Here is a 25014-nt window from a genome sequence, read left to right on the forward strand (position 1 = left end):
CGCTTTGCGCAAGGTCAGACTCAGGTGTGCGAGCACAGGGTGCTGGCGCGGTAGGCGGCGACGAAATCGTCGAAGCTGCCGGCTGGCGCCGCTTCCATGGCGCGCTGCTCGGCCAGCGAGCTGGCGGCCATCTCGTCGAAATACGCGCTTTGTTCCTGCGTTGCCGGCTGCGCGCGGAACCAGGCGGCGTGGCGTTCGCTCTGGCGCAGGCCGAAGGCGGCAAACGAGCCGCCGTTGGCGCGCAGTTCGGCCAAGACCTTCGCCGATGGCGTCGCATCCGGGTCGGCCAGTTTACGGGCTTGCGCGGCCAGGCTGTCCGCATGCTGCGTGCCGCCAAGGCGCGCGTCGAGCAAGGCCGCCACGGGCGCGATGCGCGCCAGCAACTCTTCGCCCCAGGCCTGCAGGGCGATCTCTTCGCCGTCGCGGCGCAGGGTCAATCCAGGCTTGCGGCCTTCCTTGACGGTGCGGGCGAAATTGTTCGTGTAGCAGGCGCTTTGCTCGGCCGAGATGGGACCGCTGTCGTCGAGCGCGCAGAACAGTAAAAAGGCGTCGAGGAAGCGGCCCGTTTCCAGGCTGATGCCGACCGGTTCGAACGGGTCGACATCCATGCAGCGCACTTCGATGTATTGCACGCCGCGCAGGCACAGGGCCTGGATGGGGCGCTCGCCCGTGCGGATCACGCGTTTCGGACGGATGGTCGAATAGTACTCATTTTCGATCTGCAGCACGTTGGTGGACAATTGTATCCACTCGCCATCCTTCTTTGTGCCCAGCGCCGCGTACGGCGGATACGGGTCGTTGACGGCGTGCGTGAGCGCGTTGACGTAATCATCGAGGCTGTTCTCGTGCGGGCGCAGGCCGGACTGGGCATCGTTCTGGTAGCCGAGGTCGCTCATGCGCAGGCTGGTGGCGTACGGCAGGAACAGGGTGTCGTCGGACAGGGTGTCGAGCTTGTGCGGGCGGCCGCGCAGGAAACCGCTGGACAGGGCCGGCGAAGCGCCGAACAGGTACATCAGGAGCCAGCTGTAGCGGCGGAAATTGCGGATCGTCGCCAGGTAGCTTTCCGACTGCACGTCTTTCGGCGTGGCGGTTGCGTGCGCCGGGCTGGCGCTGGTGTCCGGATTGCCGGCCAGCGCTTGCCACAGCTGCTCGTCGAGCGAGTAATTGTAGTGGATGCCGGCGATGCATTGCATGGCTTTGCCATAGCGCAAGGCCAGGCCGCGCCGGTAGACGTGCTTGAGCATGCCCATGTTCGACGTGCCGTAGTTGGCGATTTCGATATCCGCTTCGGGCGGCAGCTGGCACGGCATCGACTGGCTCCACAGCAACTCGTCGCCGAGGCGGCTGTAGGCGTGGCGGTGCACGATATCCAGCTTGCTTAATGTCGTGGCGATGTCGGTTTCGGCCGGGGTGATGAATTCGAGCAGCGCTTCGGCGTAATCGGTGGTGATTTCAGGGTGCGTCAGCGCCGAGCCCAGGGCGGCGGGATGGGGCGTGGAAGCCAGATGGCCGGCATGGTCGACGCGCAGGGTTTCACGCTCGATGCCGCGCAAGCCGCCCAGCAGCGCGCGGTTGGCATCTTCGGTCAGCAATGCCAGGCGGCGAGTCAACAGGTTGGGCAATTTGAGCTTCCTTTCTTGTGCAGCATATAAATAATTTGTGCTGAGATTAACCGAATTTTGGCAAATGCGTCGGCGCCGGCCCAAAAAACGCCGCGTCGCCAGCGTCCGCCCCGGGGAACAGGGACGGCGCTTCGGTCAGGAATTCGCTTGATATTTTAACAAACTGCGGGGGATCTGGCGCGCCGCCGGATCAAGCTTTGCGCAGCGAATGGCGGTCAGCCGTGGCGGGCGCCGCTGACCCGTTCGATGCCGGCCAGGTCGCGCCAGCTTTGTACCTTGTTGTAGCCGGCAGCGGCCAGCAAGCCGCGCACGGATGTCGCCTGGTCGTAGCCATGTTCCATCAGCAGCCATGCGCCTGACGCCAGGTGGCGCGCGGCGCCGGAGACGATGGTGCGCAGGGCCGACAGGCCATCCGCGTGGTCGGTCAGCGCGCCGGCCGGCTCGAAGCGCAGATCGCCTTCGGCCAGGTGGCGGTCGCCGCTGGCGATGTAGGGGGGATTCGAGACGATCAGGTCGAACTTTTCCGTGCCCAGCGCTTCGAACCAGTCGCTGGCCATGAAGGTGATGTTGACGCCGTTGGCGCTGGCGTTGCGGCGCGCCACGGCCAGCGCCGTGCTGCTCACATCGAGTGCCGTGACGACGGCGTCGGGCCGCGTGTGCGCCAGCGCGACGGCGATGGCGCCGCTGCCCGTGCCCATGTCGAGCACCCGTCCGCCGGGCGGCAGGCGTTCGAGCGCCAGCTCCACCAGCACTTCCGTGTCGGGGCGGGGAATCAGCACGGCGTCGTTCACTTCGAACGGCAAGCCGAAGAATTCGCGCTGGCCGACGATGTAGGCGATCGGCTCGCCCTGCAGGCGGCGCGCCAGCAAGGCTGACAAACGCGCCGCTTCGTCGGAAGTGAGGACTCGCTCCGATTGCGTGATCAGGCTCACGCGCGACAGGCCCAGCGCGTGGCCCAGCAGGATGCGGTTGTCGAGCGGATCGAGCAGAGGACGGATTTGCAGGGCGCCGACAGTGCTGCCGGCGGGGATCAGTGTTTCTGGCATAGTGCTTTCAATTATTTCTGACGGCGCAGCAAGGTCCACAGCAAGGTGAGGGCGAAGATGGCGAACCAGATGAACGCCCATTGCGGGATCGACAAGCCGAAAAACGGCTCGCCCGCGTTTTCGCAGGCGCCGTACGATTCAAACATGAAGGGCATGAGTTCGGCTGTGAAGACCTTGTTCAGCGCCGTTTCCACCGGGTCGATGCCGCACGAAAAGCCGGGGTTGGCCAGCACGTACAGGTGCTTGGCGCCCACGCCCAGGCCGCCCAGGGCCGCCAGCACGCCGACGCCCGCGCCGATCTTTGGCCGGTTGGCCGCCGCGCCGGCCAGGCAGGCGATGCCGATGGCGAGGAACAGGTAGCGCTGGATCACGCACAGCGGGCACGGCGCCATGTTCATGGCATGCTGCAAATACATGGCTACGCCCAGCATCAGGAAACACAGGGCGGCGGTCAACAGGAGGACGGTGCGTGAATTTTTCATGGGCGACACGGTGAGGTGGATGGAATCGAGCTGGTCATTTTCGCACAAGGCCGGATTTTTATTGCTTAGCCGCTACTTAAACCCTTGATCTGGCTGGGCGCTTTAAAAAGTGTTCAGGGCAAGGCGCCGCGCCGCAGGCAGTACGAAGGTACGGCCAGGCGATGCAACGCCGCCATGGACGCTTTTTAATCGCCCAGCGCTGCTAAAAGTTCCGCCTGGTGTTCTGCCGCCAAGGCATTCGTCAAGTCCGTCAAATCCCCATCCATGATGAAGTCCAGCTTGTACAAGGTCAAATTGATGCGGTGGTCCGTCAGCCGGCCTTGGGGGAAATTATACGTGCGGATGCGTTCGCTGCGGTCGCCCGAGCCGATCAGGCTCTTGCGGGTGGCCGCTTCCTTCGACTGCTGTTCGCGCAACTGCACGTCCTTGATGCGCGCGGCCAGCACTTTCATCGCCTGCGCCTTGTTCTTGTGCTGGCTGCGGTCATCCTGGCATTCCACGACGATGCCGGTCGGCAAGTGGGTGATGCGCACGGCGGAATCCGTCTTGTTGATGTGCTGTCCGCCCGCGCCCGAGGCGCGGTAGGTGTCGATGCGCAGGTCGGCCGGGTTGATGTTGACGTCTTCCACTTCATCCGCTTCCGGCATCACGGCCACCGTGCAGGCCGACGTGTGGATGCGGCCCTGCGTTTCCGTGGCGGGCACGCGCTGCACGCGGTGGCCGCCCGACTCGAATTTCAGCTTCGAATACGCGCCATTGCCGACGATACGCACGATCACTTCGCGGTAGCCGCCCAGGTCGGAGTCGGACGAGGACACGAGCTCCACCTGCCAGCGGTTGCGCTCGGCAAAGCGCGTGTACATGCGCAATAAATCGCCGGCGAACAGGGCGGACTCGTCGCCGCCCGTGCCGGCGCGAATTTCCAGGAAGATATTGCGCTCGTCGTTGACGTCCTTCGGCAGCAGCATGGTTTGCAATTCGCGTTCCAGCCGCGCCATGGTGGTCTTGGCCGCCTCAATTTCTTCCTGGGCAAATTCCTTCATGTCGGGATCGCCCAGCATCTCTTGCGCTGTCGCAATATCGTTGCCCGCTTCCTGGTAGGAGTGATACAGGGCCACCAGCGGGCCCAGTTCGGCGTGCTCGCGCGTCATCTTGCGGTAGCTGTCCATGTTCGACGTGGCGTCCGGATGCATCAGCAGTTCGTCGAGTTCGACCAGGCGGTTCGCCAGTTGATCGAGTTTGGCCAGCATGGATGGTTTCATAGCGATTCGCGGTAAAAGGGTGTAGGGATGATACGGGCCCGGCAGGCGGGCAGGGGCGGCCGCGCGGGCGGCCAGCGGGGCTGCGCTAACGGCGGGGGCGGAACAGTTTCGGCAGCAGGGTGACCAGCTGCTTGCGCTCGTCGCCTTGCGCGTGGTGCAGCGCTTGCTGCGGGCCGTGCAGGAACTTGGCCGTCAAGCCTTTCGACAGCGCTTCCAGGACGGCGTCGATGTCGGCGCCCTTGGCCAGCATCTTGCGCGCCCGTTCCACTTCCATCAGGCGCAAGGATTCGCTGTTTTCATGCAAATGCTGGATGACGGGCACCATGGCGCGGTCGTCGACCCAGCTCATGAACGATTGCACGCGCGTCTCGATGATGGCTTCGGCTTGCGCCACGGCCGCCTGCCGGCTTTCCAGGCCCGTCTGCACGACCTTGCCCAGGTCGTCGACCGTGTACAGGAAGACGTCGTTCAAACGACCCACTTCGGCCTCGATGTCGCGCGGCACGGCCAGGTCGACCATGAACATGGGCTTGTGGCGCCGCGCCTTGATGGCGCGCTCGACCAGGCCCAGGCCCAGCAGCGGCAACGATGACGCCGTGCACGAGATGACGATGTCGAACTGGTGCAATTGCTCCGGCAAATCGGCAAGGCGGATGGCCTTGCCGTTGAAGCGGTGCGCGAGTTCCTCGCCCCGCTCCATGGTGCGGTTGGCAATCGTGATGCTTTTTGGATTTTGTGCGGCAAAGTGCGTGGCGCACAGTTCGATCATTTCGCCGGCACCGATGAACAGCACATTCTGTTCGGCGATCTTGTCGAAGATGCGTTGCGACAGGCGCACGGCGGCGGCTGCCATGGAGACGCTGTGGGCGCCGATTTCCGTGCTGCTGCGCACTTCCTTGGCGACGGAAAAGCTGCGCTGGAACAACTGGTGCAGATACGTGCCCAGGCCGCCCGCCTCGTCGGCCGTGCGGATGGCGTCCTTGATCTGGCCCAGGATCTGCGTTTCGCCCAGCACCATCGAATCGAGCCCGGAGGCGACGCGGAAGGTGTGGCGCACGGCATCGTGCTGCGGCAACATATATAAGTGGGGGCGCAGCTCGCTGTAGTTGAGCTTGTGATAATCGGCCAGGAAATGCGCGCCCGCGTCGAGCGGATTGGGCACGTGGCTGGCCGCATACAGCTCGGTGCGGTTGCAGGTCGACAGGATGGCCGCTTCGTCGTTGTCGCGCAGATCGATGCGCTGGAACCAGGTGCGCGCCGCCATCACCGCCTGGCCCAAGTGCTCAGGCGCAAACGCCAGCTGTTCGCGGAGCGACACTGGGGCGGTGGTATGGTTGAGGCCTACGGCGAGCAGTTGCATTTCGGGGCTGTTGGGATGACTTATGCGGACATTATAACGCTTTGTGCCCGTGCTTTGAGCAGGTCAGCCGTTTGCCGCCGTTCAGCCGCCCAGTTTTTCCAGGCGATAACCGTAACTGTAGACGGGTACCAGCCTGTAGCCGTGTTCCGGTTTCAGCTGCAGCTTGTTGCGCACGCGCGAGACGTGGGTATCCATGGTGCGCGAAGGCAGGGCCGTGTCGCGCTGCCACACGGCTTCGTGGATGTAGGCGCGCGACAGGGGACGGCCCAGGTTGCGGAAAAACAGCAGCGCCAGGGCGAATTCCTTGTGCGTCACGTCGAGTACTTCGCCATCCTTCAGCAGGCGGCCGGGGCGGGTTTCAAACGTGTAATGACCGAATTGCAAGGTTTCGGCGCCATTCTGGGCCGGATACGCCACGCGCAGCAGCGCCTGGGTGCGCAAGGTCAGCTCGCTGCGCCGCAGGGGCTTGATCATGTAGTCGTCGGCGCCCGCCGTCATGCCGGCCACCACATCGTCTTCGCCGGAACTGTTGGTCATAAACAACACGGGCGCCTTGGGCGCCAGTTTTTCCCGGGCACGGCGCAAGACTTCCGCACCGTCCAGATCGCTCACATGCCAGTCGAGGATGAGCATGTCGCAACTGTCCTTGCGCAGTTGCCCCAGCATTTCCTTGCCACTCTGAAACTCGTGGCAAGCGTGGCCGGCGGCGGTGAGCACCTGGCAGATCAGTTCTGCCTGGCTATGGTCGCTATCGAGTACGGCAATTCGCATAATGGGCTGGAGTGTGTAGCAACAAACAGACGGTCCGCTCTGCTTATCGTAATGTTAAGGAATGCTCAAGTGAAATATAACAGAGATTGCAACTGTGTCCAGTGAAATCGGCAGCGCAGGCCTTTACGTTACACTTGTTCATCTACCCCCTACCAGCGGAGAAACGGCCATGCCAGACAAGAGCACCACCGATTGGACCCTGATACCGGCCAGTCATGCGGAAATCGAGCAAGTGCGCGAACGTTGCCGGCGCCTGGTGCAGCGGCGTGCCATGATGTCGGCGGGCGCCTCGGCCATCCCCATTCCCGGCATTGACCTGATGTCGGATGTCGGCCTGTTTTCCATGCTGATCAACGATATCAACCACGAATTCGGCCTCACGCCCGAGCAGATCGAGCGCCTCAACCCGCAGTTCAAGATGATGGCCTACCGCGCGGCGGTGGGCATGGGCGGCATGCTGGTGGGAAAGCTGGTGTCGCGCGAACTGATCCTCCAGCTGCTCAAGCGCAGTGGCGTCAAGATTGCCACCAAGCAGGTGGCGCGCTTCGTGCCGTTTGCCGGCCAGGCGGTGGCGGCAGCCATCGGCTACGCCGTGTTCCGCCAGATCGGCAACCAGCACGTGAACGCCTGCGCCGCGGTGGCGCAGGAATTGCTCACGGTCAGGCCGGATTAAAAATCAGGCGTCCGGCAGCACCACGTTGACGTCGAGGACTTCCAGGTTGCCCTGGCGGTCCAGCGAAATCTTGATGTCGTCGGCATTGACCTTGGTGTACTTGGAAATGACGGCGATCAATTCCTTGTGCAGGGCGGGCAGGAAGTCCGGACCATCGCGTCCGCTGCGTTCGCGGGCGATGATGATCTGCAGGCGTTCCTTGGCCGCGGTGGCCGTCTTCGGCTTGGGGGGGAACAGGAAAGAAAGCAAGGCCATATCACTTCGCCCCAAAAATGCGCTGGAGTAATCCAGGCTTTTCATAGTTGGTAAAGCGCAACTCGACATCTTCGCCGAGGAAACGCGAGACCACGTCTTCATAGGCTTGCGCCACGTCCGTGCCCGTGAAATGGATGGCCGGGTTGCCCTGGTTCGAGGCGGCCAGCACTTGTTCCGATTCCGGAATGATGCCCACCAGCGGGATGCGCAGGATTTCCTGCACGTCCTGGTAGGACAGCATTTCATCCGATTCCACGCGTTTCGGCGAGTAGCGGGTAATCAGCAAGTGTTCCTTGACGGGCTCGCCGCCCGTCTGCGCGCGGCGCGACTTGGCTTGCAGGATGCCCAGGATGCGGTCCGAATCGCGCACCGACGACACTTCAGGGTTGGTGACGATGATGGCTTCGTCGGCAAACGTCAGCGCCATCAGCGCGCCATGCTCGATGCCGGCCGGCGAATCGCAGATGATGAATTCGAAGCCCATGTTGATCAGGTCGTTCAACACGCGTTCCACGCCTTCTTCCGACAAGGCATCCTTGTCGCGCGTTTGCGAGGCTGGCAGGATGAACAGGTTGTCGCAGTGCTTGTCCTTGATCAAGGCCTGGTTCAGGGTTGCTTCCTTGTTGATCACATTGATCAGGTCGTAGACGACGCGGCGCTCGCAACCCATGATCAGGTCGAGGTTACGCAGGCCCACGTCGAAGTCGAGCACGGCTGTCTTGTGGCCGCGCATGGCCAGGCCAGTGGAAAAACTGGCGCTAGAGGTCGTCTTGCCGACACCGCCCTTGCCGGACGTCACAACAATAATTCTTGCCACAAATAATCCTTTTCAGATATCTCTTGAATTGTGCAGCTTAAGAGCGGTTCACGGGAGTGACCGGATTGACAGAGTGTATATCGATTCTGTCTCCAGCCAAACGAATTTGCGCGGGTCCGCGCGCCATTTCTGCGGGGAAACCATCCTCGAACGTGCGGTACACGCCGGCGATCGAGACCAGTTCCGGTTCCATGGCCAGCGCGAAGATGCGCGCCTGGGCATTGCCCGAGGCGCCGGCCAGCGCGCGACCGTACAGCGAGGAATATACGTGGATGCTGCCGTCGGCGATGATTTCGGCGCCATTGTTGACGACGGCGGTGATGATCAGGTCGCAGCCGCGCGCATAGATGCGCTGGCCGGCGCGCACGGGCGTGTCGATCACCATCACCTGTGCGTCGGCGCCCGACTGGGCGGCGGCAGTGGGCGTATCCTTGGGACCATCCTTGGGCGGCGCATCGTCGCGCGTCTTGCCGCTGTCGAGGCTCAAGCCTTGCGCCAGGATGGCGTCATGCATGTCGGCCGGCGCATTGCGTACGGCCACGGCATTCAAACGGTATTTTTTCAGCAAGGCCACGAGGGCGGCCCAGTCGATGGGCACGCTGCCGGGCGGCAAGGCCGCCACGTCCAGCACGGCCAGGTCGTCCTCGAAAAAGTCCGCCACGCCTCCCGTCATGTCGCGCAAGGCGGCATCGAGTGCCTGCGTATCGGCGCTATGCAGAATGGCGGAGACGGCAACGACGGTGGAAATCTTGATTTCGATAGGCTTCTGCGACGGGCTTTTGGACATAAACATTTATCAAAGTGAAACTGCGGCAGGCCAGATGTTCCGTACGGCAACAATGGGAGCAGTAAATTTCTTGCATTCTACTGCAAAAAAATCAGCATCAGGGGCCTGGAGTGTGCTATTCCGCAGGGCAACACCTACTTCATGTCAAAAAAAACGGACGGCGCCCCGGAAAACCGGTGCGCCGTCCCGAAAGCAGCCCAACATGCGCCCTGACGGCGCTGTTCCTGGCTCAAGCCGCGCGCATCTGGCGCGCCGCCGCCACCATGTTTTGCAAGGCCGCCTCCGTTTCCGTCCAGCCCCGCGTTTTCAGGCCGCAGTCCGGGTTGACCCATAAATGAGCCGGGGGAATGACGGCGCAGGCCTTTTGCAGCAATTTCACCATGTCGACGGTCGTGGGGATGCGCGGCGAGTGGATGTCGTACACGCCGGGGCCGATTTCGTTCGGATACTGGAACTGGCCAAAGCCCGCCAGCAGCGCCATGTCGGAGCGGCTCGTCTCTATCGTGATGACGTCGGCGTCCATGGCGGCGATCTGCGGCAGGATGTCGTTGAACTGCGCATAGCACATGTGGGTGTGGATTTGCGTCGTGTCGCTGACGACGGAGGCGGCGATGCGGAAGGCGCGCGTGGCCCAGTCCAGGTAGGCGTCCCACTGGCCGCGGCGCAGCGGCAAGCCTTCGCGCAGGGCCGGCTCGTCGATCTGGATGATGCCGATGCCGGCCCCTTCCAGGTCGGCTACCTCGTCGCGCATGGCCAGGGCGATCTGCAGCGCCGTGGCGGCGCGCGGCTGGTCGTCGCGCACGAACGACCATTGCAGGATCGTCACCGGGCCCGTCAGCATGCCCTTCACCGGTTTATTGGTCAGGCTTTGCGCGTGCACCGTCCATTCGACGGTCATGGCGGTGGGGCGCTGCACGTCGCCGTAGATGACGGGCGGCTTGACGCAGCGCGAGCCGTACGATTGCACCCAGCCGTGGCGCGTGAAGACAAAGCCGTCCAATTGCTCGCCGAAGTATTCGACCATGTCGTTGCGTTCCGCTTCGCCATGCACGAGCACGTCCAGGCCCAGCGCTTCCTGGCGCCCCACGGCGTGGGCGATTTCGGCGCGCATCTGCCGTTCATACTCGGCGTTCGCCAGTTCACCCCGCTTATGGCTGGCGCGGGCGGCGCGGATGGCCGGCGTCTGCGGGAAGGAGCCGATGGTCGTCGTGGGGAAATCGGGCAGGCGCAGGCGCGCGCGCTGCATGGCCTGGCGCTGCGGGAAGCTGGAATCGCGGCGGTCCACGGTGGGAGACAACGCTTGCACGCGCTGCGCCACTTGCGGGCGGTGTACGCGGGGACTGGCGTGCCGCCCGGCGATGGCCAGGCGAGACATTGCCAGCGCGCCGTCATCGGGATGGCCCGCCAGCGCGTCCTTCAGCAGCGCCAGTTCCGCCAGTTTTTCCGTGGCGAACGCCAGCCAGCTCCGGATGTCGCTGTCGAGCTCCGTTTCCGCTTCCAGGCTGAACGGCACGTGCAGCAGCGAGCACGACGGCGCCAGCCACAGGTGGTCGTTGCGTTTGGCCGCCAGCGGCTGCAGCACGGCCAGGGCCGCGTCGAGGTCGGTGCGCCAGATATTGCGCCCGTCGACGATGCCAATCGACAAGACTTTATGCGCGGGCAGCCAGTCCGTCACGCTGATCAATTCATGCGGCGCGCGGATGCCGTCCACATGCAGGCCGGCCACGGGCAGGCGGCACGTCAGGCTCAGGTTTTCTTCCAGCGGCGAGAAATACGTGGCCAGCAGGATATTCACGCCCACCTGGTTCAGCTGCCAGTACGTGCTCTCAAAAGCGCTGCGCCAGGCGTTGGGCAAGTCCAGGCCCAGGATCGGCTCGTCGAGCTGCACCCAGGTGACGCCTTGCTGTTTCAGGCGGTCGAGCAGGGCGCCGTAGACGGGCAGCAATTGTTCCAGCAGGGCCAGGCGATCGAAGCCTGGCGTCTTTTCCTTGCCCAGCCACAGGAAGGTGAGGGGGCCGATCAGGGCCGCCTTGACCGGGTGGCCCAGCGCCTGCGCCTCGGCCACCTCCGCCAGCAGGCGCTCGCAAGCGAGCGAAAAGCGGGTGTGCGGCGACAGTTCGGGCACCAGATAATGGTAATTGGTGTCAAACCACTTGGTCATTTCCAGCGCGGCAGTGCCTGCGGCGTGTGCATGGTGCGCGTGGCCGCAGCCGGCATGGGCGGCGTGCGTGTCTGCGCCGCGCGCCATGGTGAAATAGCGCGCCAGCGGCGATTGCTCTGGCGCAAACTGGAAACGGGCCGGTTCGCAGCCCAGCAGCTGGATATGGCTGGCCACCTGGTCGTAAAAGGCGAAGTCGCCCACGGTGACGTAATCGAGGCCGGCGTCGCGCTGCTGGGCCCAGTGGCGCGCGCGCAGTTGCCGGCCCGTCGCTTCCAGGGCCGCCTCGGACAACTCGCCACGCCAGTGGCTTTCCAGCGCCAGTTTCAGTTCGCGCGCGGCGCCGATACGGGGAAAGCCAAGGACGTGGGTACGAATGGTCATGATGTCATCGAGATTTAATGTGAATGCGCTAGAGTGTGCGGCAACTTGGTCTATAATCAAAACGAAACATTTTGCCGAATAACATGAAAATAATTCACGTACAGACTTCATTTTCCCGATGCTAGAAATCCGCCACCTGCGCACCCTGAGTGCCCTGCGTTCGTCCGGCAGCCTGGTGCGCGCCGCGCAGCTGCTCAACCTGACCCAGTCGGCCCTGTCGCACCAGATCCGCCTGCTCGAAGAGCGCTACAAGGCGCCTCTGTTCGAGCGCAAGTCGATGCCGATCGCGTTTACGGCCACGGGCAGCCGGCTGCTGGCCCTGGCCGACAAGCTGTTGCCCGAGATCGAGCTGGCCGAGCGCGACGTGGCGCGCCTGTCGCAGGGCGACAAGGGCCAGTTGCGCGTGGCGCTCGAATGCCATACCTGCTTCGACTGGCTCATGCCGGTGATGGATGCCTTCCGCCAGCGCTGGCCGGAAGTGGAGATCGATCTGGTCTCCGGCTTTCACAGCGAGCCGGCGGACTTGCTGCGCTCGGGCGAGGCGGATCTCGTGATCGGCTCGCCGTACGGCCCCGACTTCACCGTGTTTCCCCTGTTCCGCTTTGAAATGCTGGTGGTGATGGCGCAAAAGCACCGGCTGCAGGCGCAGCGCCGGCTGGCGGCGGCCGACTTCACGGGCGAAACATTAATTACCTATCCGGTGCCGGAAGAGCGCATCGACCTGATCCGCGAAGTGCTGCGGCCGGCCGGCATCGCGTTTGAACGCCGCACGGCCGAATTGACTGTGGCCGTGCTGCAATTGGTGGCGAGCCGGCGCGGCATTGCCGCCTTGCCGAACTGGGCCATCAAGAATTACGTCGATTACGATTACGTCGTGGCGCGCCCGGTGGGCGAACACGGCTTGTGGAGCGATTTATACGTGTCCGTGCCAGATCACCTGCAGGACAAGGCGTACGTGCGCGATTTCGTCAGCGTGATACGCGAGCAGTGCGCGGCCTCGCTCGACGGTATCAAATTGTTGTCCTGACCAGCGTTGGGTTGGAAACAAACCAACAGCAAAGCTTGATAAATATCAAGGTTCAGCAATGAACCACCGCTTACAGTTGAGCACTGTGCGGCGCAACATGGCGCTGCCTACTCTTTGGGGAGGAACACGATGTTTTCATTTTCCGAACAATGGGCACGGGCCGGCAAGGCCGTGGTGGAAGCACAACTGATCAGCGCGCAAGCGTATGCCCAGGCCGCTGTCGACAGCGGCGCCAGCGTGCTGGAATTGCAGCTCGATGCGGCCCGCACGGCGCTGGCGGCCGCTACGGTGGCGGGCAATCAGCTGCTGTCCGCGAAGGACCCGCAAGCGCTGCTGGAACTGTCGCGCACGCAGTCGCAACTGGCCATCGAACGCATCGGTGCATATAGCCGCCAGGCAAAGGATGTTGCTCAAGAAACCCAGGAGAAATTCGACACTGTGACAAAGGGTGAGTTTGCTGCGTCGCGTCAAAAATTTGGCGAGCTGTTGCAGGTGGTAAAGCAAACGCCCGTACCCCTGATTATTCCCTTCAATAATTTTCTAAAAACCACTTTCGGCGGCGCCGATGAAGGGTATGATAAAAATAAAAACACGCGTCCTGCTCGCCAGGCGTAAGCGCGTTGCGGCCCGGCAGCGGCTATCCGCCGCGCCAGGCCGCCCGCCGCCACCGCAGGCAGGCTGTCATCGCCGCCGCCTGCGGTGCGGCGCTGGAACTGCGGCGTATGCCGCGCTAGAATGAAACACAGCTTGCTGTGTCTTCCCGGATTCACAGGATTCCAATGGGATTCTATTAGCACCTTGACCTTGGCCCTCGTGGCCAGCATATCGGAGAAATAAATGGATGATGTCGTAATCGTGGCCGCCGGCCGTACCGCAGTCGGCAAATTCGGTGGCAGTCTGGCCAAGATTCCTGCGTCCGAACTGGGCGCGCATGTAATCAAGGGCTTGCTGGCACAAACCGGCATCGACCCGAACCTGATCGGCGAAGCGATCCTGGGCCAGGTGCTGACGGCTGCCGTCGGCCAGAACGCCGCGCGCCAGGCCGTCATCAAGGCCGGCTTGCCGAGCAGCATCCCGGCATTCACCATCAACAAGGTATGCGGCAGCGGCCTGAAGGCCACGCACCTGGCGGCGCAGGCGATCAAGTGCGGCGACGCCAACATCATCATCGCCGGCGGCCAGGAAAACATGAGCGCTTCGCCGCACGCGATGAACGGCTCGCGCGACGGTTTCCGCATGGGCGACTTCAAGATGATCGACACCATGATCGTCGACGGCCTGTGGGACGTGTACAACCAGTACCACATGGGCATCACGGCGGAGAACGTCGCCAAGAAATACGAAGTGACGCGCGCCGAGCAGGATGAATTCGCGCTGCAGTCGCAACTGAAGGCGGAAGCGGCGCAAAAGGCGGGCAAGTTCAAGGATGAAATCCTGCCGCTGGAAATCGCCAACAAAAAAGGCACGGTCGTCTTCGACAGCGACGAATACATCAAGCCCAGCTCGACCCTGGAATCGCTGGCCGGCCTGCGCCCCGCGTTCGCCAAGGACGGCACCGTCACGGCCGGCAACGCTTCCGGCCTGAACGACGGCGCCGCCGCCGTCATCATGATGTCCGCTTCGCAAGCGAAGGAACTGGGCTTGAAGCCGCTGGCACGCATCAAGGCCTACGCCTCGTCGGGCCTGGACCCGGCCGTCATGGGCATGGGCCCCGTCTCCGCATCGCGTCTGTGCCTGAAAAAAGCGGGCTGGACGCATGAAGAACTGGATTTGATGGAAATCAATGAAGCGTTTGCCGCGCAAGCGATTGCCGTCAACAAGGAAATGGGCTGGGATACCAGCAAGATCAACGTGAACGGCGGCGCGATCGCCATCGGCCACCCGATCGGCGCCTCGGGCGCGCGCATCCTGGTTACCCTGATCCACGAAATGATACGCCGCGACGCCAAGAAAGGCCTGGCAGCGCTGTGCATCGGCGGCGGCATGGGCGTCGCCCTGGCCATCGAGCGGGATTAATCGCTGGCGCCGAACCCAAGCTACTGCGCGGCGCGCTTTGCGGCCTGCGATGCTCACCGTGTTGAAACACGGTTGCGCTTCTTAGCCACAAATCATCGCCGCTCGCTACGCTTGGGGACGGTGCGGTACGCCGCCGTCACTCGGCGGACGTGGATAGCTTTCATTAAATAATTAACTTTTTAGCAACAGAACGACACTGAGGGGATGAAAATGGCAAGAGTTGCATTGGTAACTGGTGGCATGGGCGGTCTGGGCGAAGCGGTGTGTTTCAAGCTGGCGGCGCTCGGCTATCGCGTGGTGACCACATATTCCCCAGGCAATCCGAAGGTCGCGGAATGGCTGGCGACGACGAAGGACATGGGCTACGACTTCAAGGCGTATCCGTGCGACGTGGCCGACTACGATTCGGCGGCTGCCTGCGTGGCGGCCGTGGAAGCGGAAATCGGTCCTGTCGACGTGCTGGTGAATAACGCCGGCATCACGCGCGACATGACGTTCAAGAAGATGGACAAGCCGAACTGGGATGCCGTGATGGGCACCAACCTCGATTCCGTCTTCAACATGACCAAGCCCGTTTGCGACGGCATGGTGGAACGCGGCTGGGGCCGCATCATCAATATCTCGTCCGTGAATGGCCAGAAGGGCGCCTTCGGCCAGACCAACTATTCGGCCGCGAAAGCCGGCATGCACGGTTTCACCAAGTCGCTGGCGCTGGAAGTGGCGCGCAAGAACGTCACCGTCAACACCATCTCGCCAGGCTACATCGGCACCAAGATGGTCATGGCGATTCCGCAGGAAGTGCTCGACAGCAAAATCATCCCGCAAATTCCGATGGCGCGCCTGGGCAAGCCGGAAGAAGTGGCCGGCCTGGTGGCCTACCTGGCTTCCGATGAAGCGGCCTTCGTCACGGGCGCCAACATCTCGATCAACGGCGGCCAGCACATGTCGTAATCGTTGTTGAGGTAAAACAAAAAGACAGCTGCGGCTGTCTTTTTTTTTGCTTGCAAGCAAAACAAGGGAGTCGCCGGATTTGCCTTAAAATCAGTATTTCTCCACTGCATCATCTCCATGACCTTAGTTCCCGCCTTGCGCCGCGCCAGCGTGGCCGCCATTCTTTTCCTGGGCGCCAGCGCGGCCCAGGCCGCTGTCTCGTTTCACGTGAGCGTCACCACCGAGCGAGAGAATCTCCCCGGCGTGAAAAGCCGCTTGCCCGCGCAAGAAGTGGTGGAAAACGATGTGGTGCTGGGCCAGCAGTACATCAGCGTCAGCGATGGCAAGACGCTGTCCGTGCTCGATTTTTCCACGCGCCGGCGCTATGTTATCGACAAGGCGGCGGGCACTTACGAGCAATATTCGCTGTTCGATGTTGTCGCGCTGCGTCAGAGCGAGATGCGCCACCGGCTGGGCATTGCCGATGTGCTGACGCTTGCCAAGCGGGCCGATCATGTCACGCCCCAGGCCTACGAGGAGCAGGCGCTGTCGGTCCGGGCCGGCAAGGTGCGAGGCAGGCTGGTCCCCAACATTCTCGATGGCGAGGTCCTGTGGTCGCTCGATGAACACCCCTTGCTGCGCCTGGGGCCGGCCCACAGCGCAGGCGATGGGCAGGATAGCAAGGCATTTGCCCAGTTTCTGCGTTATACCTGGGGCGGCCACCCGCTGGTGCTGAAAATGTTTGCAGACAGCAGGCAGATCCCCATGCAATTCCTGCTGTACTACCGGGAGGTGGGAGGCAAGCTCACACGCCGCTTTCGTGTCAGTGGCGTGCAGGCGGATGCGCCCGCGACCTTTACGCTGCAAGGCTACCGGCCGGGCAGGGCCGGCGCCGGCGCCGGCGCCGGCGCCCCCTTGCTGGAGCGCGTGCTGGACCAGGCAACACGGCTGCAGCCATTGGCTGCCGAGGCGCATCCGGCAATGCGCGCGCAGGCGGAGCAGGCGTTTGCCGGGCAACGGCCTTTTGCTGCCTTGCTGATCATGATGGAAGACAATTACTCCACAGGCGCCACGGTGGGGAAATTATCGCCGCAGCAAAGGCTGGCCCTGGAAACCAATGAGCAGGCACAGCAATTGATACGCGCGCTGTCGGCCAGGGACGAAGATGCCATCAAGGCCGGCCTCGCCGCAATACAGGCATTGCGCGCGCAGGTCGGCAAGGATCAGCCCATGCTGACCTTGTTCGAGGCCAGCATGCGGGGCAAGGCAGGGCAATGGCCGGAGGCGATCGCGCTGTATCTGGAAGCGCTGCAAGCGCGGCCGCAGCTGGCCGGCGGCTACAAGGAGCTGGGCGATGCGCTGTATGCGCAGTTCGATACTGCCAATGCCTGGCGCAGCTGGCAGGCGGGCCGGACGCTGGTACCTACGCATCGCCTGTTTGCCAGCGTGAATCGCCGGGAACAGGAGTTACTGACGGGCTATCCCGTCTTTTTCGAGAGCGGAGCGCCGGTTCAGCCCAGCACCAGCCGTCCCGCCAGCAGCACGAACACGGCGGGCAGCACGAACTTGCCGTAAGGCGAAGGCTTGCCGCGCAGACGGCGCGCCAGACGTGCGGCCAGCACGGCGTACAGGGCGTCGAACAGCAGACCCACCAGCACCAGGACGGTGCCCAGGCGCAGGTATTGCATGCCGACCTGCTCGCTGCCGACGACGAATTGCGGCAGGAACATGCTGCAAAACAGCAGTGCCTTCGGATTGAGCAGATTCGTCAGGAAGCCGCGCACCAGGCTGGCGCGGGCGCCATGCGCCGTGGCGGGGGCGGCCGCTTCCTGTGCCGTTTTGCTCGACAGGGCCGACTGCAGCAGGCGCAGCGCCAGGTACAGCAGGTAGGCGGCGCCCGCCCATTTGACCCACTGCAAGGCTTGCGGATGCGTCACCATCAGCGCCGCCAGGCCCGCGCCCGACAGCGCCACGTGGACGGCGCGCGCGCCGGCGATGCCCACGGCCGTCACCAGCGCCGTGGCCACGCCGCGCGCGGCGCCCGTCGCCAGCACCAGCGCCATGTCGGGGCCCGGTAATAAAAAGGCGCCGGCCAGTGCCAGCAGGTACATCAGGAAGGTAGAATCGGACATGGGCCAGTGAAAAGAAAAGCGGGAGCATGCACACGGTGCGGCCTGCTCGCCGGGTCCCATTATGTTCTTGCGGCGATGAAATGTGCTTGCTTTTCCTGCCCTGCATGCCCTAGTATTCGGGTAGATTCCACTCGTATAAAAACAAAAAATAGATGAAAATTTCAGAAGTTAGCCTCGACGCCACCGATTTGCAGATACTCAGGCTGTTGCAGGATGAAGGACGGCTGTCCAACGCGCGCCTGGCCGAGCGCTTGAAGCTCAGCGAAACCCCCGTCTGGCGCCGCCTGCGCCGCCTGGAAGAGGAAGGTTTTATTACCGGCTACCAGGCTTTGCTTAACCGCAAGAAGCTGGGCATCGGCCTGGTGGCGTTCGTGCGGGTCGTGTTTGCCAACCATGGCGGCGAACAGCCGTCGCAGTTCGAGCAGGCGATCGCGACGATTCCCGAGATATTGTCGTGCCACAATGTGGCGGGTGAAGCCGATTATTTCCTGCAAGTGGTGGCGCGCGACCTGGAAGCGTATGGCGAATTCGTCTCGACCGTGCTGCGCCGCCTGCCTGGCGTGGCGGAAATCCAGTCCAGCCTGTCGATGCGCGAAATCAAGTCGTCAAACCGCCTGCCCTTGCTGCTGGCCTGAGCCGGCGGCGGCGCACTATAATTGGAACAGTTGCCAGGACTCGTGCCTGGCGCCCCGACTGCCATTCTGAGGACCGCCATGCCCGATTCTTTGTCACCCCTGTTTCCCGTCCTGTCGCCGAACCGGCACGGCATGCTGGCGGTCGATGATATCCACACCATTTATTGGGAAGAGTGCGGCAATCCCGACGGCATTCCCGTGCTGTTCCTGCACGGCGGCCCGGGAGCGGGCCTGTCGCCGCAGCACCGCCGCTTTTTTGACCCGCAGCGCTACCGCGTGATCCTGTTCGACCAGCGCGGCGCGGGCAAGTCCACGCCGCTGGGCGAATGGCGCAACAACACGACGCAGCTGCTGATCGCCGATATCGAACGCTTGCGCGCCCAGTTCGGCATCGACCAATGGCTGGTGTTTGGCGGCTCGTGGGGTTCGACCCTGGCGCTGGCGTATGGCCAGGCGCACCCCGAGGCTTGCCTCGGTTTCGTGCTGCGCGGTATTTTCCTGTGCACGCAGGCGGAAATCGACTGGTTCATCGAGGGCGTGCGCTGGTTTTATCCGGAACTGTACGCGGAATTCGCCGCGCCTATTCCCGCAGAGGAACGGGGCGACTTGCTGGCGGCCTACGTGAAACGCATCCTCAGCAGCGATCCCGCCGTGTACTGGCCCGCCGCGCGCGCCTGGAGCCGCTTCGAAGGCCGCCGCGTGTACCTGATGCCGCAGCCGGAAGATGCGCCGAACGATGCGCTCGACCTGGGCGTGGGCCGGCTCGAATCGCACTACATGGCCAACCTCGGTTTCTTCGAGGAAGACCAGCTGATCCGCAACATGGCGCGCATCGCGCATTTGCCGGCCGTTATCGTGCAAGGGCGCTACGACGCCATCTGCCCGCCGCTGTCGGCCTACCGCCTGCAGCAAGCCTGGCCGGGCGCGCAGCTGGAAATGATCCCGGATGCGGGCCATGGCGCGCTCGAGCACGGCATCGCTTCGGCGCTGGTGCGCGCCACCGAGCGCTTCGTGCCGGGGCGCGGTTTCGCATGACGCCAGAGCCCGCCGGTTGGCAAAGCGGCCAGCCGGCGTGCGCCACCTGCTACACTATGGCCTGTGCTGGCGCCACGGTCGGGCGCCGGTGTGAACCCACGACTTTTTATCCATGAACATACAGATCGGCGACATCGGCCATATCATCCAGCTGGCGATTGCGCCGGTTTTCCTGTTGACCGGTATCGGCACCATGCTGGTGGTGCTGACCAACCGCCTGGGCCGCATCATCGACCGCACGCGCGTGCTGGAAGACCGGCTCGACATCGGCTATAACGATTTCTATATGGATGAGCTAGATACCTTGTATCGGCGTACCCATCTGATCAATTACTCGATTTCGCTGAGCACGGCGTGCGGTTTCTTCGTCTGCGTCATCATCGCCATGCTGTTTTTGGGCGATATTCTGAACCTGACCCTGGACAAATACATCGCGGCCTTCTTTGTGCTGGCCGTGATTTGCCTGATCGGCTGTTTTATTTATTTACTGCGCGAAATTTATCTGGCCGCGACGGCCCAGCGCATCCGGCGCCATATCCGTCCGCCCCGCTAGGCGGCGCGCCGGTTTTACCCTACTATTGAAGAACGAGTCCAGCATGCACGATTACAAACGTCCCCCCACCCTGCACCGCTACGGCCAGCGCAGCGAACTCGAGCTGGCGCTGAGCCTGGGCCAGTTCCGCCTGATGCCTGCGGGCAATTGTTTGACCCTGAGCTTTTCGCAAGTGTGGGACAAGCAACTGTTCGACCTGTTCGCCCCGGCCGACGCCTGTTTGATCATCCACAATACGGAAGAATTCGGCGAACGCCTGCACCGCGCCGTGCAGCGCACCTTGCCCAGCTGGGCCGGCATCGATGGCCTGGTCGAGTATGGCCAGCGCGCCGCGCTGGGCGCCGCCTTCACCAAGACGCGCGCCGAAGCGTTTGAACAGGAATGGCTGTTCGCCTGGCGCTCGATGCAGCCGCAGGCGAGCCTGAACCCCGTCACGGTGAAGCTGGGCAGCCTGGAAAACTTCGCGGAAATCCGCGACCGCGACACGTACCTGGCGTAATGTTATCCGGATTTATCGGCGTACTGGCTGTCGATGCGGGTGAGCACGGCCGCCATCATGCGCTCGATATCGCCGCGTATCATGGTCGTGCCCAGCATGCCGGGCACGTAGAAGCCCGGCATCAGCCGGCTGGAAAAGACGATGCGCGTGCCGCCCGTCTCAGGGATGGGGTACAGATTCCAGCGCGATTCGTAATGCCGCATGTCGCCCGAGATCAGGGCGATGTCGATGGCCGTGAACGGCGTTTCCGTGGCCCGCACCACCAGGTGGATGGGGTGGTTCATGAACAGGAAGCGCGCCATGCCCTGCTGTTCGATGATGACTTCATTGCCGTTGCGCGACAGCACGCGGCAGGAACTGAGGTCGGGCACGAATTCGCTCATGCGCTCGTAGGTGGTCAGGGTCTTCCAGACGGACGCCGGCGGCGCCTGCACGCTGCCGCTGGCATCGACTTCATACATGCGCTGCCCGTCGACCTCGATGCGCTTGACGTCGACCTTCAGCTTGTCCAGGCGTGTCGCCTGTGCCAGCGCGGTCGCGGGGACGGCGCACAGCATCAGCAGGCAAAGGAAGAGTCGCGTCATGCACCTAGCCTACGGGAAACTTGCCCCCGGCACAAGCTGTACGCATCGCCGGCCCGTGCGCCGGGCGATTTAGAACTCCCGGTCTAGAGAAATACGCTGCGGCGAGCGGCAATGCTTGCTACCGTACGGCCTGCATACCACCTCTACCGGACCGATCACCATGACTGCCTATCCCCACCTGCTGGCCCCGCTCGACCTGGGTTTTACCTCTTTGCGCAACAGAGTCATCATGGGGTCCATGCATACGGGCCTGGAAGACCGCTTTTACCATTATGGCAAGCTTGCCGCGTTTTACCGCGAACGGGCGCGCGGCGGCGTGGGGCTGATCGTCACGGGCGGCATCTCGCCGAACCGGCAAGGCTGGCTGCTGCCATTTGGCGGCACCTTGAATTTCCTCGGCGACGTGCCCAACCACCGCAAGGTGACGCGCGCCGTGCACGAGGAGGGCGGCAAGATCGTCATGCAGATCCTGCATGCGGGCCGCTATGGCTATCAGCCGTTCGTCGTCTCGGCGTCGGCAAAAAAGTCGCCGATTTCGCCGTTCCGTCCCCGTCCCCTGAGCGAACGGGGTATCGAGCGCACCATCTGCGACTACGTGCGCTGCGCGCGCCTGGCGCAAAAGGCCGGCTATGACGGCATCGAAGTGATGGGCAGCGAAGGATACTTATTGAACCAGTTCCTGTGCGCGCGCACGAACCTGCGCCAGGACCGCTGGGGCGGCAGCATCGAGAACCGCATGCGCCTGCCCGTGGAGATCGTGCGCCGCATCCGCGCCGCCGTCGGCCCCAACTTCATCATCATGTACCGCCACTCGCTGCTCGACCTGGTCGAGGGCGGCAATACCTGGGACGACGTGGTGACGGTGGCCAAGGCCCTGGAACAGGCCGGCGTGACCATTCTCAATACGGGTTTCGGCTGGCATGAGGCGCGGGTGCCCACCATCGTCACCTCGGTGCCGCGCGCCGCCTTTGCTTCCGTGGCGGGCCGGCTGCGCCGCGAAGTCGGCATTCCCGTGGTGGCGTCGAACCGCATCAACATGCCGCACGAGGCGAACGCCATCCTGGAGCGGGGCGACTGCGACCTGGTGTCGATGGCGCGCCCCTTCCTGGCCGACCCCGACTTTGTCGCCAAGGCCGCTGCCGGCCGCGCGGATGAAATCAACACCTGCATCGGCTGCAACCAGGCGTGCCTCGACCACACCTTCGCCAACAAGCGCGCCAGCTGCCTGGTCAACCCGCGCGCCTGCCATGAAACGGAACTGGTCTATGCGAAAAAGGCCGTGCCGCGCCGCGTGGCCGTCGTCGGCGCGGGGCCGGCCGGCTTGTCCGCCGCCTGCGTGGCCGCCGAATGCGGGCACGCAGTGACCCTGTTCGACAGCAGCGACAGCGTGGGCGGCCAGTTCAAGGTGGCCATGCAAATTCCCGGCAAGGAAGAATTTACGGAAACCATCCGTTATTTTGCCCGCCGGCTGGCGCTGCTGGACGTCAAGCAGCGCCTGGGCGAGCGCGTGACGCGCGAGCAATTGCTGGCCGGCGGCTACGACGATGTCATCGTCGCCACCGGCATCAAGGTGCGCCTGCCGGCCATTCCCGGCATCGACCACCCGAAAGTGCTGTCGTATCTGGACGTGCTGCAAAGCAAGAAGCCCGTGGGCGCGCGCGTGGCCATCATCGGCGCGGGCGGCATCGGCTTCGACGTGGGCGAATACCTGCTGCACGACCCGGCGCACCCGCTGCCGCTGCCCGTGGCCACCTGGGCGGGCGAGTGGGGCGTGGACTTGAACGCGGCGACCGGCGGCGGCCTGGTGCCGCCCGCCGCGCCGCATCCCGTGCGGCAGATTTTCTTGTTGCAGCGCAAGACCTCGAAAGTGGGCGCGGGACTGGGCAAGACGTCGGGCTGGGTGCACCGGGCGGCGCTGGCGAGAAACGGCGTGGCCATGCTGGCCGGCGTGAGCTACGACAAGATTGACGGGCAGGGCTTGCACATCACCGTGGGCGGCGAGCAGCGCCTGCTGGCGGTGGACAACGTGGTCATCTGCGCGGGCCAGGACAGCTTGACGGAACTCATGCCGGAAATGGGCAAGGATGGCAAGCCGCTGGCGGCGGGCGGCCCGCGCTTCCATAAAATCGGCGGCGCCGCGCTGGCGGCGGAGCTCGACGCCAAGCGGGCGATACGGGAAGGCGCGGAGCTGGCCGCCAGCCTGTAAAAAGAAAGCCTGCCGGCGGAGGAGCGGGCAGGCTTGCTGGACGGAAAGGGCGCCGGCTTAATGCCCGCCATGCCCCTTCTTCGCCGCATCAAAACTCTGCAGCACGTGTTCGGCCATGCCGTTCGCCAGCTCGTGTTCGCCGATGAACACCTTGCCCGCGTTTTCCGCGCGCAACAATTCCGCCTCTTCCTCGCTGTGCGTGCGCACCACCGTCATGATGTTCGGATTCAGCGCGCGCGCCGTCTCGATCATGGCGCGCACGTGGAAGGTGTCCGGCGTGGCGATGACGAGCATGGTGGCGTGCGTGATGTGCGCCTGGATCAGCACGGCCGGTTCGCCCGCATTGCCGGCCACGGCCGGAATGCCCTGCTTGCGCAGCTGGTCGACGATTTCGCGGTTCTCCTCGGCCACGACAAAGTGGATGCCCCGTTCCATCAGGGCGGCGGCGATGCGCCGGCCCACGCGGCCATAGCCGACCAGGACGATCTGGCCCGACAGTTTTTCCTGCGGCACCGTCATCGGCAGCTCGGCCAGCGGGTCCGTCGTGCGTTCGAACTTGCGCGCGAAATCGCTGTTGCTCATCACGCGCAGCAGCGGCTTGGCCATGCTGAACACGAGCGGGTTGAGGGCGATGGACAGGATGGCGCCGGCCAGGATCAGGCTTTGGCCTTCCTGCGGCATCAGGCCCAGCGACAGGCCCAGGGCGGCCAGGATGAACGAGAATTCACCGATCTGCGCCAGGCTGGCCGAGACGATGATGGCCGTTTTCGGCGGGTAGCGCAGGGCCATCACCAGCAGGAAGGCGGCGATCGACTTGCCGAAGATAATGATGGCGCACACGGCCAGCACTTGCAGGGGCTTGTCGATGAGGATGGTCGGCTCGAACAGCATGCCGACGGAAACGAAGAACAGCACGGCGAACGCGTCGCGCAGGGGCAAGGACTCTTCCGCGGCGCGGTGGCTGAGTTCCGATTCGCGCAGCACCATGCCGGCGAAGAAGGCGCCCAGCGCGAAGGACACACCGAACAGCTTGGTCGACGCATAGGCGATGCCGACGGCGGCGGCGATCACGCACAGGGTGAACAGTTCGCGCGAGCCGGTGCGCGCCACTTGCCACAGGATCCACGGGAACAGCTTGCGGCCGACCACCAGCATGAAGACGATGAAGCCGGCCACTTGCCCCAGGGTAATGGCCAGGGTTTGCCACAGGCTGACGGCCTCGGCATCCGGTGCGACCTTGCCGCCAAGCACGCCGGCAAACGCCGGCAGCAGCACCAGCACCAGCACGGTGACGAGGTCTTCCACCACCAGCCAGCCGACGGCGATGCGGCCATTCAGAGAATCGAGGATGCCCCGTTCCTCCAGCGCGCGCAGCAGCACCACGGTACTGGCGACCGATAGGGCCAGTCCAAAGATGAGTCCGCCACCGAGGGTCCAGCCCCACCAGTGGGCCAGGCCCATGCCCATCGCCGTGGCGACGCCGATCTGCAGGATGGCGCCGGGCAGCGCGATCTTGCGCACGTCCCACAAGTCTTCGATGGAAAAGTGCAGGCCGACACCGAACATCATCAGCATTACCCCGATTTCCGCCAATTGTCCCGCTATTTCCGCATCCGCCACAAAACCGGGCGTGGCCGGTCCGATGATGATGCCGGCGGCCAGATAGCCGACCAGGGCCGGCAGTTTCAGGCGCGCGGCGATGAAGCCGAAGATGAGGCCGAACCCGAGGGCGGCGGCGATGGTGGTGATCAGGCTGATGTCATGGGGCATGCGTGTGGGG

The 25014-nt window shown here is 63.7% G+C and carries 24 protein-coding genes; 11 read left to right on the forward strand and 13 right to left on the reverse strand.

Features of this window, described 5'->3' with window-relative positions:
- Nucleotides 1–20: 20 nt before the first annotated feature.
- The 6 genes from gshA to BZG29_RS02000 all read right to left on the reverse strand — a co-directional run bounded on the left by gshA (nucleotide 21) and on the right by BZG29_RS02000 (nucleotide 6543).
- Nucleotides 21–1622, reverse strand: coding sequence for a glutamate--cysteine ligase (gene gshA / locus BZG29_RS01975; protein ID WP_077398493.1), 1602 nt, complete (start codon nucleotides 1620–1622; stop codon nucleotides 21–23).
- 215 nt (nucleotides 1623–1837) lie between these two features.
- Nucleotides 1838–2668: a peptide chain release factor N(5)-glutamine methyltransferase gene (prmC, locus tag BZG29_RS01980; RefSeq protein ID WP_077398495.1), complete on the reverse strand. Its 831-nt coding sequence runs from the start codon at nucleotides 2666–2668 to the stop codon at nucleotides 1838–1840.
- Nucleotides 2669–2679: 11 nt separating this feature from the next.
- Nucleotides 2680–3150, reverse strand: coding sequence for a disulfide bond formation protein B (locus BZG29_RS01985; protein WP_077408913.1), 471 nt, complete (start codon nucleotides 3148–3150; stop codon nucleotides 2680–2682).
- Nucleotides 3151–3335: 185 nt separating this feature from the next.
- A complete protein-coding gene (gene prfA / locus BZG29_RS01990) occupies nucleotides 3336–4412 on the reverse strand; it encodes a peptide chain release factor 1 (protein ID WP_077398497.1) in 1077 nt (358 codons plus the stop codon).
- 85 nt (nucleotides 4413–4497) lie between these two features.
- Complete coding sequence (hemA, locus tag BZG29_RS01995; RefSeq protein ID WP_077398499.1) at nucleotides 4498–5772, reverse strand: glutamyl-tRNA reductase; 1275 nt, start codon at nucleotides 5770–5772, stop codon at nucleotides 4498–4500.
- 81 nt (nucleotides 5773–5853) lie between these two features.
- Nucleotides 5854–6543, reverse strand: coding sequence for a response regulator transcription factor (locus BZG29_RS02000; protein ID WP_077398501.1), 690 nt, complete (start codon nucleotides 6541–6543; stop codon nucleotides 5854–5856).
- A 169-nt stretch (nucleotides 6544–6712) separates the two neighbouring features.
- On the opposite strand from BZG29_RS02000, the gene BZG29_RS02005 reads away from it, so the two are divergent.
- Nucleotides 6713–7216: a hypothetical protein gene (locus BZG29_RS02005; protein WP_077398503.1), complete on the forward strand. Its 504-nt coding sequence runs from the start codon at nucleotides 6713–6715 to the stop codon at nucleotides 7214–7216.
- Between the two features lie 3 nt (nucleotides 7217–7219).
- On the opposite strand, the gene minE is transcribed toward BZG29_RS02005, so the two are convergent.
- The 4 genes from minE to metE all read right to left on the reverse strand — a co-directional run bounded on the left by minE (nucleotide 7220) and on the right by metE (nucleotide 11617).
- The gene (gene minE, locus BZG29_RS02010) at nucleotides 7220–7471 is read right to left on the reverse strand and encodes a cell division topological specificity factor MinE (protein WP_034752886.1); all 252 of its coding nucleotides are present in this window, start codon (nucleotides 7469–7471) and stop codon (nucleotides 7220–7222) included.
- A gap of 1 nt (nucleotide 7472) precedes the next feature.
- The gene (gene minD, locus BZG29_RS02015; protein ID WP_034783730.1) at nucleotides 7473–8288 is read right to left on the reverse strand and encodes a septum site-determining protein MinD; all 816 of its coding nucleotides are present in this window, start codon (nucleotides 8286–8288) and stop codon (nucleotides 7473–7475) included.
- A 37-nt stretch (nucleotides 8289–8325) separates the two neighbouring features.
- A complete protein-coding gene (minC, locus tag BZG29_RS02020; RefSeq protein WP_035828495.1) occupies nucleotides 8326–9075 on the reverse strand; it encodes a septum site-determining protein MinC in 750 nt (249 codons plus the stop codon).
- Nucleotides 9076–9304: 229 nt separating this feature from the next.
- A complete protein-coding gene (metE, locus tag BZG29_RS02025) occupies nucleotides 9305–11617 on the reverse strand; it encodes a 5-methyltetrahydropteroyltriglutamate--homocysteine S-methyltransferase (protein WP_077398505.1) in 2313 nt (770 codons plus the stop codon).
- 118 nt (nucleotides 11618–11735) lie between these two features.
- Between metE and BZG29_RS02030 the strand changes: the two genes are divergently transcribed.
- The 5 genes from BZG29_RS02030 (at nucleotide 11736) to BZG29_RS02050 (ending at nucleotide 17165) form a co-directional block, all read left to right on the forward strand.
- Complete coding sequence (locus tag BZG29_RS02030) at nucleotides 11736–12644, forward strand: LysR family transcriptional regulator (RefSeq protein ID WP_077398507.1); 909 nt, start codon at nucleotides 11736–11738, stop codon at nucleotides 12642–12644.
- Between the two features lie 129 nt (nucleotides 12645–12773).
- Entirely contained in the window at nucleotides 12774–13259 is a 486-nt protein-coding gene (locus BZG29_RS02035; protein ID WP_077398509.1) for a phasin family protein, read from the forward strand.
- A 222-nt stretch (nucleotides 13260–13481) separates the two neighbouring features.
- Nucleotides 13482–14660, forward strand: coding sequence for an acetyl-CoA C-acetyltransferase (locus tag BZG29_RS02040; RefSeq protein ID WP_077398511.1), 1179 nt, complete (start codon nucleotides 13482–13484; stop codon nucleotides 14658–14660).
- A 210-nt stretch (nucleotides 14661–14870) separates the two neighbouring features.
- On the forward strand, nucleotides 14871–15611 hold the full coding sequence (gene phbB / locus BZG29_RS02045) for an acetoacetyl-CoA reductase (RefSeq protein WP_035823615.1): 741 nt from the start codon (nucleotides 14871–14873) through the stop codon (nucleotides 15609–15611).
- A 117-nt stretch (nucleotides 15612–15728) separates the two neighbouring features.
- Complete coding sequence (locus BZG29_RS02050; RefSeq protein WP_150130787.1) at nucleotides 15729–17165, forward strand: hypothetical protein; 1437 nt, start codon at nucleotides 15729–15731, stop codon at nucleotides 17163–17165.
- On the opposite strand, the gene BZG29_RS02055 is transcribed toward BZG29_RS02050, so the two are convergent.
- The gene (locus BZG29_RS02055; RefSeq protein ID WP_253192754.1) at nucleotides 17102–17722 is read right to left on the reverse strand and encodes a LysE family translocator; all 621 of its coding nucleotides are present in this window, start codon (nucleotides 17720–17722) and stop codon (nucleotides 17102–17104) included. The two genes, BZG29_RS02050 and BZG29_RS02055, sit on opposite strands and share 64 nt — an antisense overlap.
- Nucleotides 17723–17874: 152 nt before the next feature.
- Here BZG29_RS02055 and BZG29_RS02060 point away from each other — a divergent pair, with 152 nt between their 5' ends.
- The 4 genes from BZG29_RS02060 to BZG29_RS02075 all read left to right on the forward strand — a co-directional run bounded on the left by BZG29_RS02060 (nucleotide 17875) and on the right by BZG29_RS02075 (nucleotide 20444).
- Complete coding sequence (locus BZG29_RS02060; protein ID WP_034752896.1) at nucleotides 17875–18357, forward strand: Lrp/AsnC family transcriptional regulator; 483 nt, start codon at nucleotides 17875–17877, stop codon at nucleotides 18355–18357.
- Between the two features lie 78 nt (nucleotides 18358–18435).
- Entirely contained in the window at nucleotides 18436–19392 is a 957-nt protein-coding gene (pip, locus tag BZG29_RS02065) for a prolyl aminopeptidase (protein ID WP_077398515.1), read from the forward strand.
- A gap of 112 nt (nucleotides 19393–19504) precedes the next feature.
- The gene (locus BZG29_RS02070; RefSeq protein WP_034783716.1) at nucleotides 19505–19945 is read left to right on the forward strand and encodes a DUF2721 domain-containing protein; all 441 of its coding nucleotides are present in this window, start codon (nucleotides 19505–19507) and stop codon (nucleotides 19943–19945) included.
- A 43-nt stretch (nucleotides 19946–19988) separates the two neighbouring features.
- The gene (locus BZG29_RS02075) at nucleotides 19989–20444 is read left to right on the forward strand and encodes a hypothetical protein (protein WP_077398517.1); all 456 of its coding nucleotides are present in this window, start codon (nucleotides 19989–19991) and stop codon (nucleotides 20442–20444) included.
- Between the two features lie 2 nt (nucleotides 20445–20446).
- Here BZG29_RS02075 and BZG29_RS02080 read toward each other — a convergent pair whose 3' ends face one another.
- Nucleotides 20447–21028 (reverse strand): SRPBCC family protein, encoded by a 582-nt coding sequence (locus tag BZG29_RS02080; RefSeq protein ID WP_253192755.1) that lies wholly within the window; start codon nucleotides 21026–21028, stop codon nucleotides 20447–20449.
- 160 nt (nucleotides 21029–21188) lie between these two features.
- On the opposite strand from BZG29_RS02080, the gene BZG29_RS02085 reads away from it, so the two are divergent.
- A complete protein-coding gene (locus BZG29_RS02085; RefSeq protein ID WP_077398519.1) occupies nucleotides 21189–23234 on the forward strand; it encodes an NADPH-dependent 2,4-dienoyl-CoA reductase in 2046 nt (681 codons plus the stop codon).
- 57 nt (nucleotides 23235–23291) lie between these two features.
- Here the strand turns inward: BZG29_RS02085 and ybaL are convergent, their stop codons facing one another.
- Nucleotides 23292–25004, reverse strand: coding sequence for a YbaL family putative K(+) efflux transporter (gene ybaL, locus BZG29_RS02090; RefSeq protein ID WP_077398521.1), 1713 nt, complete (start codon nucleotides 25002–25004; stop codon nucleotides 23292–23294).
- Between the last annotated feature and the right edge of the window lie 10 nt (nucleotides 25005–25014).

The sequence above is a fragment of the Janthinobacterium sp. LM6 genome (assembly GCF_002002885.1).
In the GTDB taxonomy this organism is placed as follows: Bacteria; Pseudomonadota; Gammaproteobacteria; order Burkholderiales; family Burkholderiaceae_D; genus Janthinobacterium; species Janthinobacterium kumbetense.